General features: G+C 47.0%; 16 protein-coding genes. 9 read left to right on the top strand and 7 right to left on the bottom strand.

Translation table 11 applies throughout. The features are described from left to right. Positions 1–18 precede the first annotated feature (18 nt). Genes ICN46_RS01770 through dut form a run of 5 tightly spaced genes read left to right on the top strand, consistent with a single transcriptional unit; the run spans position 19 to position 6,061 of the window. Complete coding sequence (locus tag ICN46_RS01770) at positions 19–969, top strand: bifunctional riboflavin kinase/FAD synthetase (RefSeq protein WP_216203861.1); 951 nt, start codon at positions 19–21, stop codon at positions 967–969. Continuing rightward, positions 944–3,823 (top strand): isoleucine--tRNA ligase, encoded by a 2,880-nt coding sequence (gene ileS, locus ICN46_RS01765; protein WP_370625469.1) that lies wholly within the window; start codon positions 944–946, stop codon positions 3,821–3,823. Before ICN46_RS01770 ends, ileS begins: the two co-directional genes overlap by 26 nt. 20 nt (positions 3,824–3,843) lie before the next feature. After that, positions 3,844–4,344, top strand: coding sequence for a signal peptidase II (gene lspA, locus ICN46_RS01760; RefSeq protein ID WP_216203856.1), 501 nt, complete (start codon positions 3,844–3,846; stop codon positions 4,342–4,344). Between the two features lie 9 nt (positions 4,345–4,353). Next, on the top strand, positions 4,354–5,565 hold the full coding sequence (gene coaBC / locus ICN46_RS01755) for a bifunctional phosphopantothenoylcysteine decarboxylase/phosphopantothenate--cysteine ligase CoaBC (RefSeq protein ID WP_216203854.1): 1,212 nt from the start codon (positions 4,354–4,356) through the stop codon (positions 5,563–5,565). A 46-nt stretch (positions 5,566–5,611) separates the two neighbouring features. Further along, on the top strand, positions 5,612–6,061 hold the full coding sequence (gene dut, locus ICN46_RS01750) for a dUTP diphosphatase (protein WP_216203852.1): 450 nt from the start codon (positions 5,612–5,614) through the stop codon (positions 6,059–6,061). Between the two features lie 69 nt (positions 6,062–6,130). Here the strand turns inward: dut and clpA are convergent, their stop codons facing one another. Both clpA and clpS read right to left on the bottom strand, forming a co-directional pair. After that, positions 6,131–8,437, bottom strand: coding sequence for an ATP-dependent Clp protease ATP-binding subunit ClpA (clpA, locus tag ICN46_RS01745; protein ID WP_216203850.1), 2,307 nt, complete (start codon positions 8,435–8,437; stop codon positions 6,131–6,133). Continuing rightward, positions 8,434–8,790, bottom strand: a complete 357-nt coding sequence (gene clpS / locus ICN46_RS01740; protein WP_216203848.1) for an ATP-dependent Clp protease adapter ClpS — start codon at positions 8,788–8,790, stop codon at positions 8,434–8,436. Before clpS ends, clpA begins: the two co-directional genes overlap by 4 nt. A 277-nt stretch (positions 8,791–9,067) precedes the next feature. Between clpS and ICN46_RS01735 the strand changes: the two genes are divergently transcribed. Both ICN46_RS01735 and ICN46_RS01730 read left to right on the top strand, forming a co-directional pair. Next, positions 9,068–9,271, top strand: a complete 204-nt coding sequence (locus tag ICN46_RS01735) for a cold-shock protein (protein ID WP_216203846.1) — start codon at positions 9,068–9,070, stop codon at positions 9,269–9,271. Between the two features lie 83 nt (positions 9,272–9,354). Next, entirely contained in the window at positions 9,355–9,807 is a 453-nt protein-coding gene (locus tag ICN46_RS01730; RefSeq protein WP_370625465.1) for a DUF192 domain-containing protein, read from the top strand. 11 nt (positions 9,808–9,818) lie between these two features. Here the strand turns inward: ICN46_RS01730 and ICN46_RS01725 are convergent, their stop codons facing one another. From ICN46_RS01725 to argF, 4 genes are all read right to left on the bottom strand, one after another. After that, positions 9,819–10,559, bottom strand: coding sequence for an alpha/beta fold hydrolase (locus ICN46_RS01725; RefSeq protein ID WP_216203843.1), 741 nt, complete (start codon positions 10,557–10,559; stop codon positions 9,819–9,821). Positions 10,560–10,631: 72 nt separating this feature from the next. Next, complete coding sequence (gene ppnP / locus ICN46_RS01720; RefSeq protein WP_216165241.1) at positions 10,632–10,937, bottom strand: pyrimidine/purine nucleoside phosphorylase; 306 nt, start codon at positions 10,935–10,937, stop codon at positions 10,632–10,634. A 43-nt stretch (positions 10,938–10,980) separates the two neighbouring features. Next, positions 10,981–12,210 carry an argininosuccinate synthase gene (locus tag ICN46_RS01715; protein WP_216203841.1) on the bottom strand — a complete coding sequence of 410 codons (1,230 nt, stop codon included), beginning with the start codon at positions 12,208–12,210 and terminating at the stop codon, positions 10,981–10,983. Positions 12,211–12,258: 48 nt separating this feature from the next. Continuing rightward, positions 12,259–13,206 (bottom strand): ornithine carbamoyltransferase, encoded by a 948-nt coding sequence (argF, locus tag ICN46_RS01710; RefSeq protein WP_216204009.1) that lies wholly within the window; start codon positions 13,204–13,206, stop codon positions 12,259–12,261. Positions 13,207–13,353: 147 nt separating this feature from the next. Between argF and ICN46_RS01705 the strand changes: the two genes are divergently transcribed. Beyond that, positions 13,354–13,668, top strand: coding sequence for a DUF3579 domain-containing protein (locus ICN46_RS01705; protein ID WP_216203839.1), 315 nt, complete (start codon positions 13,354–13,356; stop codon positions 13,666–13,668). Between the two features lie 74 nt (positions 13,669–13,742). Here the strand turns inward: ICN46_RS01705 and rpsT are convergent, their stop codons facing one another. Further along, positions 13,743–14,009: a 30S ribosomal protein S20 gene (rpsT, locus tag ICN46_RS01700; protein ID WP_011903592.1), complete on the bottom strand. Its 267-nt coding sequence runs from the start codon at positions 14,007–14,009 to the stop codon at positions 13,743–13,745. 160 nt (positions 14,010–14,169) lie between these two features. On the opposite strand from rpsT, the gene murJ reads away from it, so the two are divergent. Then, positions 14,170–15,723, top strand: a complete 1,554-nt coding sequence (gene murJ, locus ICN46_RS01695) for a murein biosynthesis integral membrane protein MurJ (protein WP_216203837.1) — start codon at positions 14,170–14,172, stop codon at positions 15,721–15,723. Positions 15,724–15,726: the final 3 nt, after the last annotated feature.

Raw genomic sequence — 15,726 nt, 5'->3', positions numbered from 1 at the left:
TACCCTGAAAGCGATTTTGTGAACGTATTCCGTGGCCCCACCCAGTTTTCTGCAGGACCGGCTTGTGCCTTAACCATCGGCAATTTCGATGGCGTGCACAGGGGGCATCGCGCCCTGCTCGAAGAGCTGAAAAAGGGTGCCACAGAAAAAGGTTTGGTTAGCTGCGTCATGACTTTTGAACCCCACCCTAAAGAATTTTTCTCACCAGAACAAGCGCCACCCCGCATTCTAAATTTACGTGACAAGTTAGCCGCCTTTGCTGATATCGGAATTGAGCGGGTAGTCGTAGAGCACTTCAACGCCGCATTTGCCAAACTCTCTCCGGAAGAATTTGTCACTGAAATTCTAGTAAAGCGTCTGAACGCAAAATGGATTTTGATTGGTGATGATTTTTGCTATGGCGCAAAGCGCGCCGGTAATTTTGCAAGCCTTAAAGCCGCCGGGAAAAAGTATGGCTTTGAAGTTTCTAGTATTCACACCATTCAAGAATCTGGTGAGCGTATTTCTAGCTCAGCACTACGCACAGCTCTTGCCAATGGCGATATGTCCCAAGCAAATAAATTGCTTGGTCGTCACTATGGCATTTCTGGGCATGTTATTCATGGTCAACAGTTGGGTCGCACCTTAGGCTTCCCAACCTTGAATCTGGCGGTTGCCAGTCATCTACACCACCGCAAGCCTGCGACTAGCGGCATCTTTACTGCTCAGGTGATTGGACTGGCTGATAAACCGCTTCCTGCGGTAGCTAGCCTTGGTGTAAGGCCGACTGTTGAAGACGAAGGCCGTGTTCTGCTAGAGACTCATATCTTTGATTACCAAAAAGATGTTTACGGGAAAATTATTACCGTCGAACTCTTAGAAAAAATTCGTGATGAGGCAAAGTACGATAGCCTCGACACTCTTACACAAGCTATTGCAGCAGATGCAGAGCACGCCAGAAATTATTTCCAGAAAAAAATCTATGTCTGAAAAAGAAAACTCTTATCCCGTCAATCTTCTCGACACGTCATTCCCGATGCGGGGCGATCTTGCAAAACGCGAACCCCAATGGGTTGCGCAATGGCAGAAAAATAAGCTCTACGAAAAGATTCGTGCGGCACATGCCAATCAACCAAAGTTTATCCTGCACGATGGCCCTCCTTATGCCAATGGCGATATTCATATTGGCCATGCCGTAAATAAAATTCTCAAGGACATGATTGTGAAGTCCCGCTGGCTCTTGGGTTTTGATTCTGTGTATGTACCTGGTTGGGATTGCCATGGTATGCCGATTGAAATTCAGATTGAAAAACAGTTTGGGAAAAATTTACCTACTGCAGAAGTGCAATCCAAAGCGCGTGCCTATGCACAAGTGCAGGTAGATAAGCAAAAGCTTGATTTCGAGCGCCTGGGCGTTCTAGGCGACTGGAATAATCCTTACCTGACCATGAACTATCGCAATGAGGCGGATGAAATTCGTGCCTTAGGCAAGATTTGGGAAAAAGGGTATGTCTTCCGTGGTTTGAAACCAGTGAACTGGTGTTTTGATTGTGGCTCAGCATTAGCAGAAGCTGAAGTGGAATATCAAGATAAGACAGATCCAACTGTCGACGTTGGTTTTGCATTTGATGATACGCAGCGCCCTCAACTTGCCAAAGCATTTGGACTCTCTGAGCTTCCTAATAAGCCTGGTCAGATTGTGATCTGGACAACAACACCTTGGACTATTCCGGCTAACCAAGCTATGAATGTTCATCCAGAGCTAACGTATGCCTTAGTCGATGCCGGTGAGAAACTTTTGATCCTCGCTCAGGACCGCGTTGAGGGTTGCTTGCAAGACTACGGCCTCGAAGGCAAAGTGATTGCAACTTGTTTGGGTCGATCATTGGAAAATATTTCCTTCTGGCATCCATTGGCAAATCTGCATGAAGGCTACCGTCGCCTTTCACCTATCTATACCGCTGAGTACGTCACACTAGATACTGGTACAGGCATTGTTCACTCCGCTCCAGCCTATGGCGAAGAAGACTTCAAATCCTGCAAAGCACATCAATTAGCTGATAAAGATATTCTCAACCCAGTCATGGGTAACGGTGTCTATGCTTCTTGGCTGCCACTCTTTGCCAATGAATACATCTGGAAAGCCAATCCGAAGATTGTGGAAGCCATGCGCGAAGCTGGCAGCCTCCTGAGAGATAAGACTTACACCCACTCATATATGCATTGCTGGCGGCATAAGTCGCCAATTATTTATCGAGCTACATCACAGTGGTTTGCGAGCATGGATAAGAAACCATCTGATGGCAATCCAAGCCTACGCGAAACCGCCTTAGCAGGAATTGAGAACACAGAGTTCTTCCCGGCTTGGGGCAAACAACGCTTACATAGCATGATCGCTAATCGTCCAGACTGGACCTTGTCACGTCAGCGTCAATGGGGCGTGCCGATGGCCTTTTTTGTTCACAAGGAAAGTGGTGAGCCACATCCGCGGACTGTTGAGCTCCTTGAAGAAATTGCCAAACGTGTTGAAAAAGAGGGGATTGAAGCTTGGCAAAAACTAGAAGTTGTAGAACTGCTTGGCGACGAAGCAAGTCAATATGAAAAAAATCGTGACACCCTTGATGTTTGGTTTGACTCTGGCACAACCCACTGGCATGTCATTCGTGGCTCACATCGCAATGAGCTATTGACTGCCGAAGCAGAAACACCCAATGGTCGTTTTGCAGACCTTTACCTAGAAGGTTCTGACCAGCATCGTGGCTGGTTCCATTCTTCACTCCTAACTGGTGCCATGCTTGATGGCAAGCCCCCTTATAAAGCGCTATTAACGCACGGCTTTACTGTTGATGGTCAAGGCCGCAAGATGAGCAAGTCTGTAGGCAATGTCATTGCTCCACAACAAGTCGCCGACAAACTAGGTGCAGAAATTATTCGTCTATGGGTAGCCTCTACTGATTACTCCGGCGAGATGACGATCTCCGATGAGATTCTTAAGCGGGTTACCGAAAGTTATCGCCGCATTCGCAATACCTTGCGCTTCCTTCTTGCCAACCTTTCTGATTTTGATCCAAGCAAGAATGCAGTGCCTACAGATCAGTGGCTGGAAATTGATCGCTATACAGTTGCCTTGGCAAATCAACTCCAAAGTGATATTCAAGCCCACTACAAGGCTTATGAATTTCAGCCAGCAGTTTCGCGCATGCTGAGCTTCTGCTCCGAGGATTTAGGTGGTTTTTATTTGGATATTCTTAAGGACCGCCTCTACACCAGTGCACCTGACTCAGTAGATCGTCGCGCTGCACAAAGCGCACTATTTCACATCACTCGTAATTTGCTAAAGTGGCTATCCCCCTTCCTTTCCTTCACAGCCGAGGAGGCTTGGCAATCATTTCCCCACGGGTCTAACGAGAAGCCGACAGAGTCTATCTTCATAGAAGAGTTTGGCACTTTCCCAGAAATTGCTCAAGCATCCCAACTACTAGAAAAATGGCATCGCATTCGTGAGATCCGCTCCGAAGTGACCAAGGCCATTGAGATTGAACGTGAAGCAGGCAATGTAGGCTCATCCCTACAAGCAGAGCTCACCATCAAATTAGGTGATACGGACTTTGCAATCCTGCATTCATTGGGTAACGACTTGCGCTTTGTCACTATCACCTCTAGCGCCAATATAGAGTTAAGCAATGCTGGCTTAGAGGTTCTAGTTCGCGGTAGTCAGTATAAAAAATGTGGGCGCTGCTGGCATCACACAGCAGACGTTGGCAGCAATACCGAACATCCAGAATTGTGTAGTCGTTGCATCAGCAATCTTTTTGCGAGCGGCGAACACCGTTTGTTTGCCTGAAGAAACATTGATATAACTTCATGAACAAATCTGTGAACTTCATATTTCTGCGCTCTCTGGCAGTAGCTTCTGTGGTGTTATTGCTAGACCAACTCAGCAAATGGTCGGCGCTGAGTAATCTGCAATTTGGAGTCCCTGAAACAGTCCTACCTTTTATGAATTGGTTGCTGTTATTAAATCCAGGTGCAGCATTTTCTTTTTTGGCACAGAGTTCTGGCTGGCAGCGCTGGTTTTTTACCATTCTCGGTTTAGCAGCCTCCCTCTATATTCTTTGGCTACTTCGCAAAAATCAAACTGATAGCCTCCTCTCCATTGCCCTGAGCTTTATTTTGGGCGGCGCACTCGGGAATGTCTTAGACCGCATAATGTATGGCGCAGTGGTTGACTTCATTGACCTACATTGCGGCAACTGGCACTGGCCAGCTTTCAATATTGCCGACAGTGCAATCTGCATAGGTGCCGCGCTCATTGTTTTAGGCGAGTTGCGTAAGTCATTTGGCAAATCCCCTCAATCCCATTAAGCTGGCGCCATGCAATCACTTTTGAACAAAAAAATCGTACTCGGAATATCCGGTGGGATTGCGGCATATAAGTCCGCCGAACTCGCTCGACTCTTAATGCAAGAAGGCGCAAGTGTCCAGGTGGTTATGACTGAGGCCGCGCAACAGTTTGTGACCCCTGTCACCATGCAAGCCCTCACTGGTAACCCAGTTTTCACCAGTCAATGGGATAGCAGCATTGCCAATAATATGGCGCATATCGAGCTATCTAGAGCTGCAGATGCAATTCTGATTGCCCCAGCCAGCGCAGACCTCATGGCGAAACTCTCCCTCGGTCTAGCGGATGATTTATTGACCACGCTTTGCCTAGCAAGAGACTGTCCGTTACTATTAGCGCCTGCCATGAATAAACAGATGTGGGAGCATGCTGCCACCCAAAGAAGCGTGACACGTCTTGCGCAAGATCAGATTACACTTTTAGGTCCCGCCGCTGGCGCCCAGGCCTGTGGCGAAGTCGGCATGGGCAGAATGCTTGAGCCAGCAGAAATTACCGAACAAATAGTTGCCTTCTTTCAGAAAAAGTTGCTTGCCGGTAAAAAGGTATTGATTACTGCTGGACCCACCTTTGAAGCAATTGATCCTGTGCGCGGCATCACCAATCGCAGCTCTGGCAAGATGGGGTTTGCAATTGCCCGCGCTGCCGTTGAGGCTGGCGCCCAAGTGCATCTGATTGCCGGTCCCTGCGATCTCAAAACACCTTTAGAGGCCACCGGTAAGATTACTCGTGTCAATATCGTCAGCGCAAAAGAAATGCATTCTGCCACGATGAACGCTATGGATTGCGATGTTTTTTTTGCAGTTGCTGCTGTAGCTGACTGGGGCATTGCCAAGCCCTCTAAGCAAAAAATCAAGCGGCAAGGTAAACAAGCGCCAAATCTTGAATTTATTGCTAATCCAGACATACTCCTAGATGTGGCAAAAACTGTAAAAACTAAGGCCGGTAAGCCACATCCATACTGCGTTGGCTTTGCAGCCGAATCCACTGATCTTGAAAAGCATGCCGATGAGAAGCGCAAGCGCAAAGACATTCCAATGGTAGTTGGTAATATTGGCCCGGATACCTTTGGTAGCGATCTCAATCAACTGCTGGTCATCGATGAAAGCGGTAGCAAGAAAATAGCCAAAGCTGAAAAAATTCAACTCGCTCGGCAACTCATTCAGATAGTCGCCAAGAAAATTTAAATTTACTCCATTACCTTAGTTTATATTCCCAGCTTTAGGAAATCTCATGCAATCTCTTCAAGTCAAAATCCTCGATGAACGTATGCGCGATCAGTTGCCCGCCTATGGAACGCCTGGTAGCGCCGGCTTAGATCTTCGTGCCTGCATTGATGAAACCATTGAGATTGCGCCCGGACAAACCATACTGGTACCTACCGGCCTGGCAATCTTTGTTGAAGACCCGCGCTACGCAGCTTTTATCTTCCCTCGCTCAGGTCTTGGCCACAAACATGGCATCGTCCTAGGCAACTTGGTGGGTTTAATTGATTCAGATTACCAAGGCCAACTCATGGTCAGCACCTGGAATCGTGGATCAACTTCTTTCAAGCTAGAGCCCATGGAGCGCCTAGCTCAACTAGTGGTCATGCCAGTTATGCAAGTAGAACTTAAAGTCGTAGAAGAGTTCACCGAAAGCAGTCGTGGAGCAGGAGGCTTTGGCAGCACTGGCAGAACTTAAATCGCCCCTCATAAACATAAAAGACCACTCAAGGTGGTCTTTTATGTTTTAAGCACGGCTAAAACCGAATCACATCTCTTCTGCAGGCGCTACATCGGCCTTCAGCGTTTTTCTTGGCGCGATTGGTGCATCAAAATCCAACTTAACCTTACCATCAGCATCAACGTCTACAGCCACATGACCGCCTTGAGCTAACTTACCGAAAAGTAGCTCATCAGCAAGGGCTTTGCGAACCGTATCCTGAATGATCCGTTGCATTGGTCTTGCACCCATGAGAGGGTCAAAGCCGTGCTTCGCCAAGTGAGCGCGTAATGCAGCACTAAAAGTTGCATCTACTTTTTTCTCATGCAACTGCTCTTCTAATTGCATTAAGAACTTATCAACCACACGCATGATGATGGTTTCATCAAGCGCCTTGAAAGAAACAATGGCATCCAAACGATTGCGGAACTCGGGCGTGAAAAATTTCTTAATGTCAGCCATCTCATCGCCAGATTCGCGGACATTTGTAAAGCCCATTGTGGACTTTTGCATTGCTTCAGCGCCGGCATTTGTGGTCATGATAATGATGACATTACGGAAATCCGTCTTGCGACCGTTGTTATCCGTTAAAGTGCCATGGTCCATTACCTGCAAGAGGATATTGAAAATATCTGGATGCGCTTTTTCAATCTCGTCAAGCAAGAGCACGCAGTGTGGCTTCTTATTCACAGCCTCAGTTAAGAGGCCGCCTTGATCAAAGCCTACATAGCCAGGGGGGGCGCCGATCAAACGACTGACCGCATGACGCTCCATGTACTCAGACATATCAAAGCGTAAGAGCTCAATACCTAAAATATAAGCGAGTTGCTTAGCCACCTCAGTCTTGCCGACGCCCGTTGGGCCAGAGAACAAGAATGAGCCAATCGGCCTATCAATCTTTCCAAGACCAGCGCGCGTCATCTTAATGGCGCTAGCCAATGCCTCAATCGCAGGATCCTGGCCAAACACGACACTCTTGATATCGCGGTCTAGGGTTTGCAACTTGCTACGATCATCAACAGTGACGGACTGAGGCGGTATGCGCGCAATCTTGGCGACGATTTCTTCAATCTCTGGGCGGCCAATTGTTTTCTTCTGCTTAGACTTTGGCAATATGCGTTGCGCAGCCCCAGCCTCATCAATGACATCAATTGCTTTGTCTGGCAAATGGCGGTCATTGATATAGCGAGCAGAGAGTTCAGCAGCAGCAACTAATGCTGCCGCAGCATATTTCACACTGTGATGCTCTTCAAAGCGCGACTTTAAGCCGCGTAGAATTTGTACCGTCTGATCTACTGTTGGCTCAACTACGTCCACTTTCTGAAAGCGGCGTGACAAAGCTGCATCCTTCTCAAAGATGCCGCGATATTCTGTAAAGGTGGTTGCACCAATACACTTGAGCTGACCATTTGATAGGGCTGGCTTGAGTAAATTGCTAGCATCCAAGGTTCCGCCAGATGCAGCACCCGCACCAATCAAGGTATGAATTTCATCAATAAACAAAACGCCATGCGGATGATCTTTCAGAGACTTGAGAACGCTCTTTAGGCGCTGCTCAAAATCACCGCGATATTTAGTACCGGCTAAGAGTGCACCCATATCCAGGGAATAGACAGTGGCATCAGCCAGAATATCAGGAACATCCCCTTTTACGATGCGCCATGCCAAGCCTTCAGCAATAGCCGTCTTACCAACACCAGCCTCGCCCACTAACAAAGGATTGTTCTTGCGACGACGGCATAACACTTGAACAACTCGCTCCACCTCGCTGTCGCGACCAATCAAAGGGTCGATCTTTCCCTGGCGGGCCAGGGCATTGAGGTTTTGCGTGTATTGGTCCAGCGGGCTTTCTTTACCAGTGGAAGCTGATTCTTCAGTTTCTTGCGTAGCATCAGCAGGCTTAACCTGCTCAGCCTGATCTTTGCGCACACCATGGCTTATAAAGTTCACTACATCCAAACGTGTTACCCCCTGCTGCTGCAAGAAGTAAACCGCATGAGAATCTTTTTCGCCAAATATGGCAACTAATACATTGGCGCCAGTCACTTCTTTTTTGCCATTCGATGTGGATTGCACATGCATAATGGCGCGCTGAATTACCCTCTGAAATCCAAGTGTTGGCTGCGTGTCAACCTCGTCATTTCCAGGAACGACTGGGGTGTTGTCATTTATAAAATTCTTGAGCTGTGCACGCAGCTCGGCAATATTGACAGCACACGCTTTCAATACCTCTACCGCGGTGGCGTTATCCAACAGCGATGCGAGCAAGTGTTCAACCGTAATAAATTCATGTCGAGCAGCCCTTGCGTCAACAAACGCCATATGCAAACTTACTTCTAATTCTTGGGCAATCATGCTTCCTCCATAGTGCACTGTAGTGGGTGACCCGCTTCACGCGAGAGCTCGATAACTTGATGCACTTTTGTAGCCGCAACATCACGGGTAAATACCCCGCAAACGCCTTTGCCTACCAAATGAACCTGCAACATGATCCGGGTTGCCGTTTCATGATCTTTATTAAAGTACTCCTGAATGATCATGACAACAAACTCCATTGGAGTGTAGTCATCATTCATTAATAAAACTTTGTACATTGAAGGCGCCTTCAGCTTCTCGGCCTGCTTTTCAAGAAGGATAGTGTCTTCAAGGCTGGGGTTATTGGGATTACCAACCGTTGGGTTTTTAGGTGCACGACTCATGAGAAACATTCTAAACACAGATAGCGAAAGTTAACTTTACAGGTGACATGTTGCAAAAATCACGCAATAAAGCCTTATTTACCCCATATTGGGGCATTTTTTGATAAAAAAAGGGGGGGCTAACTACAACTATATGCACTTAACCCCTTGACACCCCACCATAAAGGGCAAACAATCGGGGGGTAGGCTTTATTTGAAGTCCTATTTAGGCGTGTTGTAGAGCGAGACTGATTAAAAAGTATTCACCCTCATCACGGTTGTTTTAAGATTATGTAATGGAGTTCGCATGGCGACCGGAATTGTTAAGTGGTTCAATGATGCAAAAGGTTTTGGCTTTATCAAACCTGATGATGGTGAAGAAGAGTTGTTTGCGCATTTCAGCGCGATCACAATGGGCGGTTTCAAAACCCTCAAAGAAGGCCAAAAGGTAACGTTTGACATTACCCAAGGTCCTAAAGGCAAGCAAGCTACCAATATCCAAGGTGCTTAATAGTCTGTAGATCACTAGGAAAACCCAGGACTTGTTCCTGGGGTTTTTTTCGTCTGCAATTTGTCTCCATTAAAATTCACCGCATGATGACATTACTTAAATTCCTGCCCCCACTGATTGCGCTCGCTTTAGTTAGTGCCGCGGGCCCCGTTCTTGCACAAGTCAATACCGGCTTGCCAAGTATTGAACTAAAGGCTGGCATCTATCGCATTCAGGCTGAATTAGCAGACACGCCCAAAGCGAGAGAAATTGGGCTGATGAATCGCGCCAACTTGCCCACAAATTCAGGCATGCTATTCATCTTCGAGCAAAAAGCAGGTAATTGCTTCTGGATGAAAAATACTAAGCTGCCTTTGTCGATTGCCTTCATTGCTGATGATGGAAAAATTGTGAATATCGACGAGATGCAGGCTGAGACAACTAATAATCACTGCCCTACAGCAGCAGTTCGATACGCTCTAGAAATGAATAAACAATGGTTTTCAGACCGCGTTATTGTTCCGGGAACTCTGATTCAAGGCTTACCGAAAAGATAAGACATCAGGATCTAGTTTTTTAAAATGAATTGGGCGGCGGCCTTAACAAACTCAGCTTCCCGTTGATTAAAGCCGTGATAAGCCATAGAGCCACAAACGTCACCTTCGCTGACTCCGCCATCGATCCGAATAAATTGAGCGCTTGATTTATTCGGGCGATTGGAAATCATTCGCTCAGAAGCAACAAAGGGCGTAGAGCCACATCCATCACTTACATGGTGAATCGCCAATACCGGAACACCAACATCTGAATCGATTGTTGCCGACCGATATGTGCCCGCAACAATAACCCCAGCAATGAGCTTCTCTTTATCCTTACCGCCATTTACAAACTCAGTAACGCTGACTGTTCCCATGCTATGCCCAAAAATCCACACGGGTAGATTCAGCTTTTCTCTGTAATAAGAAACGACATTGAAGATTCTTTGCTGATGATCCCTAATGGATCGAGAATTTCTCATGCCTGCACCCAAGTCGTAAGGTGTATCGACCAATACAGAATCAATCCCATATTGAGCCCATAAGTTTTTCGATCTCACAAAGGTGTGAAAGTTTGTTGTCGAACCATCATCCTGCAGTCGCAAAACACCGCCGCCACCAGGAAAGAGTAAAACCACCGCCTTAGCATTCTGAGTTGCAGTTAATAGCGTCCTGGTTGGTGCATCACCCTGATAAGGAACATCGAAAACCTGAGAGCGCACAGGAGAGGTCGCAAAGATGAGAAAGGTAATAACAATCTGAATTAGTTTCATTAACAAATTCTCACACTAAACCAAATAAAAAACCACCCGAAGGTGGTTAATCTTGCCCGATTAGACTTCAGATTACTCAAAGTGGCACACATAGTGCACTGGAGCCTCTGCACGAATAATAAAGTAACCACCCTTTTCTACTTCCCAGCTTTGACCAGCCTTGAACTCTTGCTCAGGGGCGCCATTGATGCTGACAAAGGCATTGCCGTCAACCACCTCCATGATCTCTTTGGTGCTTAAGTCAAAACGTAAAGTACTTGGTAACACCACGCCCACAGACTTACGAATGCCGTTAGGCAAAGTCACAGTGTGTGAAACGCACTTACCGTCAAAAAAAACATTCGCTTTTTTACCAACGGAAACCTGATCAAATTGCATTTTTATTCTTTCTAGTCTGATTTACTGAATTATTTTGGATGTCTTATTTGGCTCGTTTGCGTCTAGCTGTCTCAGCAATTCGCATGCGCAATGCATTGAGCTTGATAAAGCCACCCGCATCCGCCTGGTTATAGGCGCCGCCATCATCATCAAAGGTTGCAATGGTTTGGTCAAATAAAGTATTGGCTGAGTCACGAGAAATCACGGATACAGAGCCTTTGTAAAGCTTTAAGCGCACAACGCCGTTAACCATCTGCTGAGTGTGATCAATTAAGGTCTGCAAAGCAATGCGCTCTGGCGCCCACCACAAACCGTTATAAATCAGGCTTGCATACCGTGGCATCAAATCATCTTTCAAATGAGCTACTTCGCGATCAAGTGTGATGCTCTCAATGCCGCGATGGGCCTTTAGAAGTATCGTACCGCCTGGGGTTTCATAACAACCACGGCTCTTCATACCGACAAAACGATTTTCTACCAAATCAAGGCGTCCTACACCATGCTTACCGCCAAGGCGATTTAACTCTGCCAATAAATCGTGTGGCTTATACGCCTTACCATTAATCGCCACTGGATCGCCAGCGCGGAATTCAATTTCAATGACCTCGGGGGCATCGGGGGCGCTTTCAGGGGAAACAGTCCAGCGCCACATAGATTCTTCAGCTTCAGCATTTGGGTTTTCCAAATGACGACCTTCGTAACTGATGTGTAAGAGGTTAGCATCCATTGAATATGGTGAGCCACCTTGCTTATGTTTCATTTCTACTGGAATGCCGTGCTTCTCTGCGTAAGCCATCAACTTTTCACGTGAGAGCAAATCCCATTCACGCCATGGGGCAATCACTTTGATTCCCGGCTCAAGTGCGTAGTAACCCAATTCGAAACGTACTTGGTCGTTACCTTTGCCGGTGGCGCCATGAGATACCGCATCCGCACCAGTCTGACGAGCAATCTCAATCTGACGTTTTGCAATTAAAGGGCGGGCAATTGAGGTGCCCAATAAGTATTCACCCTCATATATTGTATTGGCACGGAACATTGGAAATACAAAGTCGCGCACAAACTCTTCACGCAAGTCATCAATAAAAATATTTTCGGGCTTAATACCAAACTGTAGAGCCTTAGCGCGGGCAGGCTCGAGCTCCTCGCCCTGACCTAGATCGGCAGTAAAAGTTACGATCTCACACTGATAAGTATCTTGAAGCCATTTCAAGATCACGCTTGTGTCAAGACCGCCAGAGTAAGCCAGTACCGCTTTTTTGATATCAGACATGATTTCTATTCAATAAAAATTAACAAGACTTCATAAGAACAACACTACTTAATCTAAACGGCCGCAGAGTAAGAACTCCATTAAGGCTTTTTGAACATGCAAACGATTTTCTGCCTCTTCCCACACAATACTTTGGGGGCCATCAATCACCTCAGCAGATACCTCTTCGCCGCGATGCGCTGGCAAGCAATGCATAAACAGCGCATCTGGCTTGGCTAAAGACATCAGATCTTGATCGACCATCCAGTTTTTGAAGGCGTTCATGCGGGAAGTATTTTCATCTTCGTAGCCCATGCTAGTCCAGACATCCGTAGTTACCAAGTCTGCACCACGACACGCATCCTCTGGACTGTTACACACAGTCAAATAATTTTTAGCCATTGGTGATAAACGTGCGCCCTCCAACTGATAACCCTGTGGAGCTGAGAAGCGAATTTGAAAATCCAGGCACTCTGCCGCCTGAATCCAGGTGTAAGCCATGTTGTTGGCATCGCCAACCCATGCTACCGTTTTTCCCTGGATCGGGCCACGAGCCTCGACATAAGTAAAAATGTCGGCCAATACCTGGCATGGGTGAAATTCATTGGTTAAGCCATTAACCACTGGAACGCGAGAGTTCGCTGCAAAACGCTCAATAATGTCCTGGCCAAATGTACGAATCATGATGATGTCAGTCATTCTTGAAATGACCTGAGCAGCATCCTCTACAGGCTCGCCACGACCCAACTGAGTGTCACGGGTATTGAGGTAAACAGCATGACCGCCCAACTGATGAATGCCAGCCTCAAATGAAAGACGGGTGCGAGTTGAGTGTTTCTCAAAAATCATGGCCAAGGTACGGTCATGCAATGGATGCCAAGTTTCGTAACTCTTAAATTTAGCCTTGAGCCAAGCTGATCTTTTCAGCAAATAGTCGTACTCATGGCGGGTCAGGTCAGAAAACTGCAAGTAATGCTTTACCTGACCAGGCAACTGAGGTTTTGCCAAGGAAGTCATAGTTGAGCTTTCTACTAAAGTTTTAGCTTGCATTTTTTAAGGGAATACAACTGCACAAAAATAGTTCCTAAAGTCATCTTACGACCATCTCACGCTGTTAAGCTAGAGGGTCTAGCAATACTTATTTTTACTACGGTTTACGCCCACTTGAACCACAAAAAGCTTTTCATTCAAGGCATTACCACCTCTGGCAAACCATTTCGCCCCAGTGATTGGGCCGAAAGACTTTGCGGGGTCATGGCTAGCTTTCGCCCTCCAGGTGATGCTGGAGACCCCCGCTTCACTTACTCGCCTTATGTCAGACCCGTTGTCATTGCAAAAGTGAAATGCGTTGTTATTGACACCAGACTGGGCGACCTTGATCCTCGAGCGCTCGACTTTGTCATGAACTTTGCCAAAGACAATAGCTTGCCAATCGAAGAGGCTTGTGAATTCGAACCCAAGCCACAAACCCAAGCCTAAAAACAAAAACCCGCCCTGATAAGGAGCGGGCTATGACAAGAACCCTCTCTTGCCAGCCTAAAACAAAAACAGAATTACGCTGCCATAGCCTTAATAGCTGCAGACAAACGTGATTTCTGACGTGATGCAGTATTTTTATGCGCAATTTTCTTATCAGCAATCTTGTCGATTGTTGCTTGAGTTGCCGCAAATACCTTAGCTGCTGCTGCTTTGTCACCAGTTTCGATTGCTTTACGAACTGCCTTGATGGAAGTGCGAAGCTTAGAACGCAAACTGGAGTTATGTTCGTTCTGTTTTACTGCCTGCCGTGCGCGTTTACGCGCTTGTGCGGTATTGGCCATCTTTAAACCTTGCCTATTAATTTACAAAATACGATTAGTTAAAAATCTACTTGAGGACAGCCATCCATGCAACTTTAGATGTCAAGCCACCAAAACCCAAGATTTTACATTAAAGGGGCAAAAAAGCCCAGTCGTCCGATAAATAGGTGAAAATCGGCTCATGAACCTGCTTTCCGCTGCCGCCAAAGTTAGCTCCCTGACCATGCTGTCCCGCATCACCGGCCTCCTCCGAGAGACCTTGATTGCCCGTAGCTTTGGGGCCTCAGAGTGGACGGACGCCTTCAATGTGGCCTTTAGGCTCCCAAACTTATTACGTCGATTATTTGCTGAAGGGGCCTTTTCTCAGGCTTTTGTGCCAATTTTGGGAGAAATTTCCAGCAATGGGGATCAAAAACAGGCTCAGATCCTCGTAAATGCGGTTGCTACCCTCTTATTTTGGGCTTTGCTTCTCACGGTACTTCTAGGGGTCATCGGCGCCCCCTTATTGATCCTGGTGATTGCTACGGGCTTTAAGGGTAGTTCAACCTACGAAGCTAGCGTTGTCATGACCCGCATCATGTTTCCGTACATTGGGTTAATTTCCATGGTTTCCCTGTCAGCAGGGATTCTCAATACCTTTCAGCGCTTTGCTATTCCTGCCTTTACCCCTGTTTTACTCAATCTTGCCCTGATTGGCAGCGCCGTCTTTTTGGCGCCACACCTAGAGCAACCAATTTACGCCCTGAGTATTGGCGTTCTTTTGGGTGGCATTTTGCAGCTAGCAATCCAAGTTCCAGCACTTGCTCGCTTAGGACTCTTACCGCGCATTGGATTACTACCTGGAGCCATAAAGCGTGCCGCCGCCAATCCAGAGGCAAGGCGCGTTCTCAAGCTCATGGGTCCCGCAGTCTTTGCCGTCTCCGTCGCCCAAATTTCCCTCATCATTAATACCAACATTGCGTCTCGCCTACCTGCTGGGAGCGTTTCTTGGCTGTCATACGCAGACAGATTAATGGAGTTTCCAACCGCCCTTTTAGGTGTGGCACTAGGTACCGTACTGTTACCCAGCCTGAGTAAAGCAAATGCGCAAAATGATCTAAAGCATGCTGGGGAATTACTGGTTTGGGGATTGCAACTAACCTTTTTGTTAGCCGCTCCTTGCGCATTAACACTCTTTATTTTTGGAGAGCCTCTTGCCGCAGTTTTATATCACTACGGAAAATTCAATGCACTCGATGTACTGATGACACAACGCGCCCTAGCTGCTTATGGCGTTGGTCTGATTGGCTTGATCCTCGTAAAAATTCTAGCACCTGGTTTTTACTCACGGCAAGATATTCGCACTCCCGTCAAAATTGGCTTACTTGTTTTAGTGGTTACACAATTAGCCAATCTGGTCTTCGTGCCTTGGCTTGGGCATGCAGGTCTTGCACTTTCGATTGGTGTTGGGGCCTGCCTTAATGCCAGCTTACTGTGGATTGGCCTAAGCAAGCGCGGTGCGCTACCCAATGCAAGCTGGGGCAAATATCTTGGGCAACTGTGTGTGGCCTTGATTCCTTTTGGCATGTTGCTTTACTACGCAGCCAACGCGCACGATTGGATTGCCCTACAAATAAACCCTTGGATACGAATTGGCTTGCTAGCTTGCTGGCTCAGTGCGGCTGCAGTCATTTACTTTGCCACCCTAGGTCTTGTTGGAATTCGCTGGCAAAAATTTCTGCGTCATGCAAAATAGCAC

This window comes from Polynucleobacter sp. Latsch14-2 (assembly GCF_018881925.1).
In the GTDB taxonomy this organism is placed as follows: domain Bacteria; phylum Pseudomonadota; class Gammaproteobacteria; order Burkholderiales; family Burkholderiaceae; genus Polynucleobacter.
This window is presented reverse-complemented; position numbering and strand designations above follow the sequence as displayed.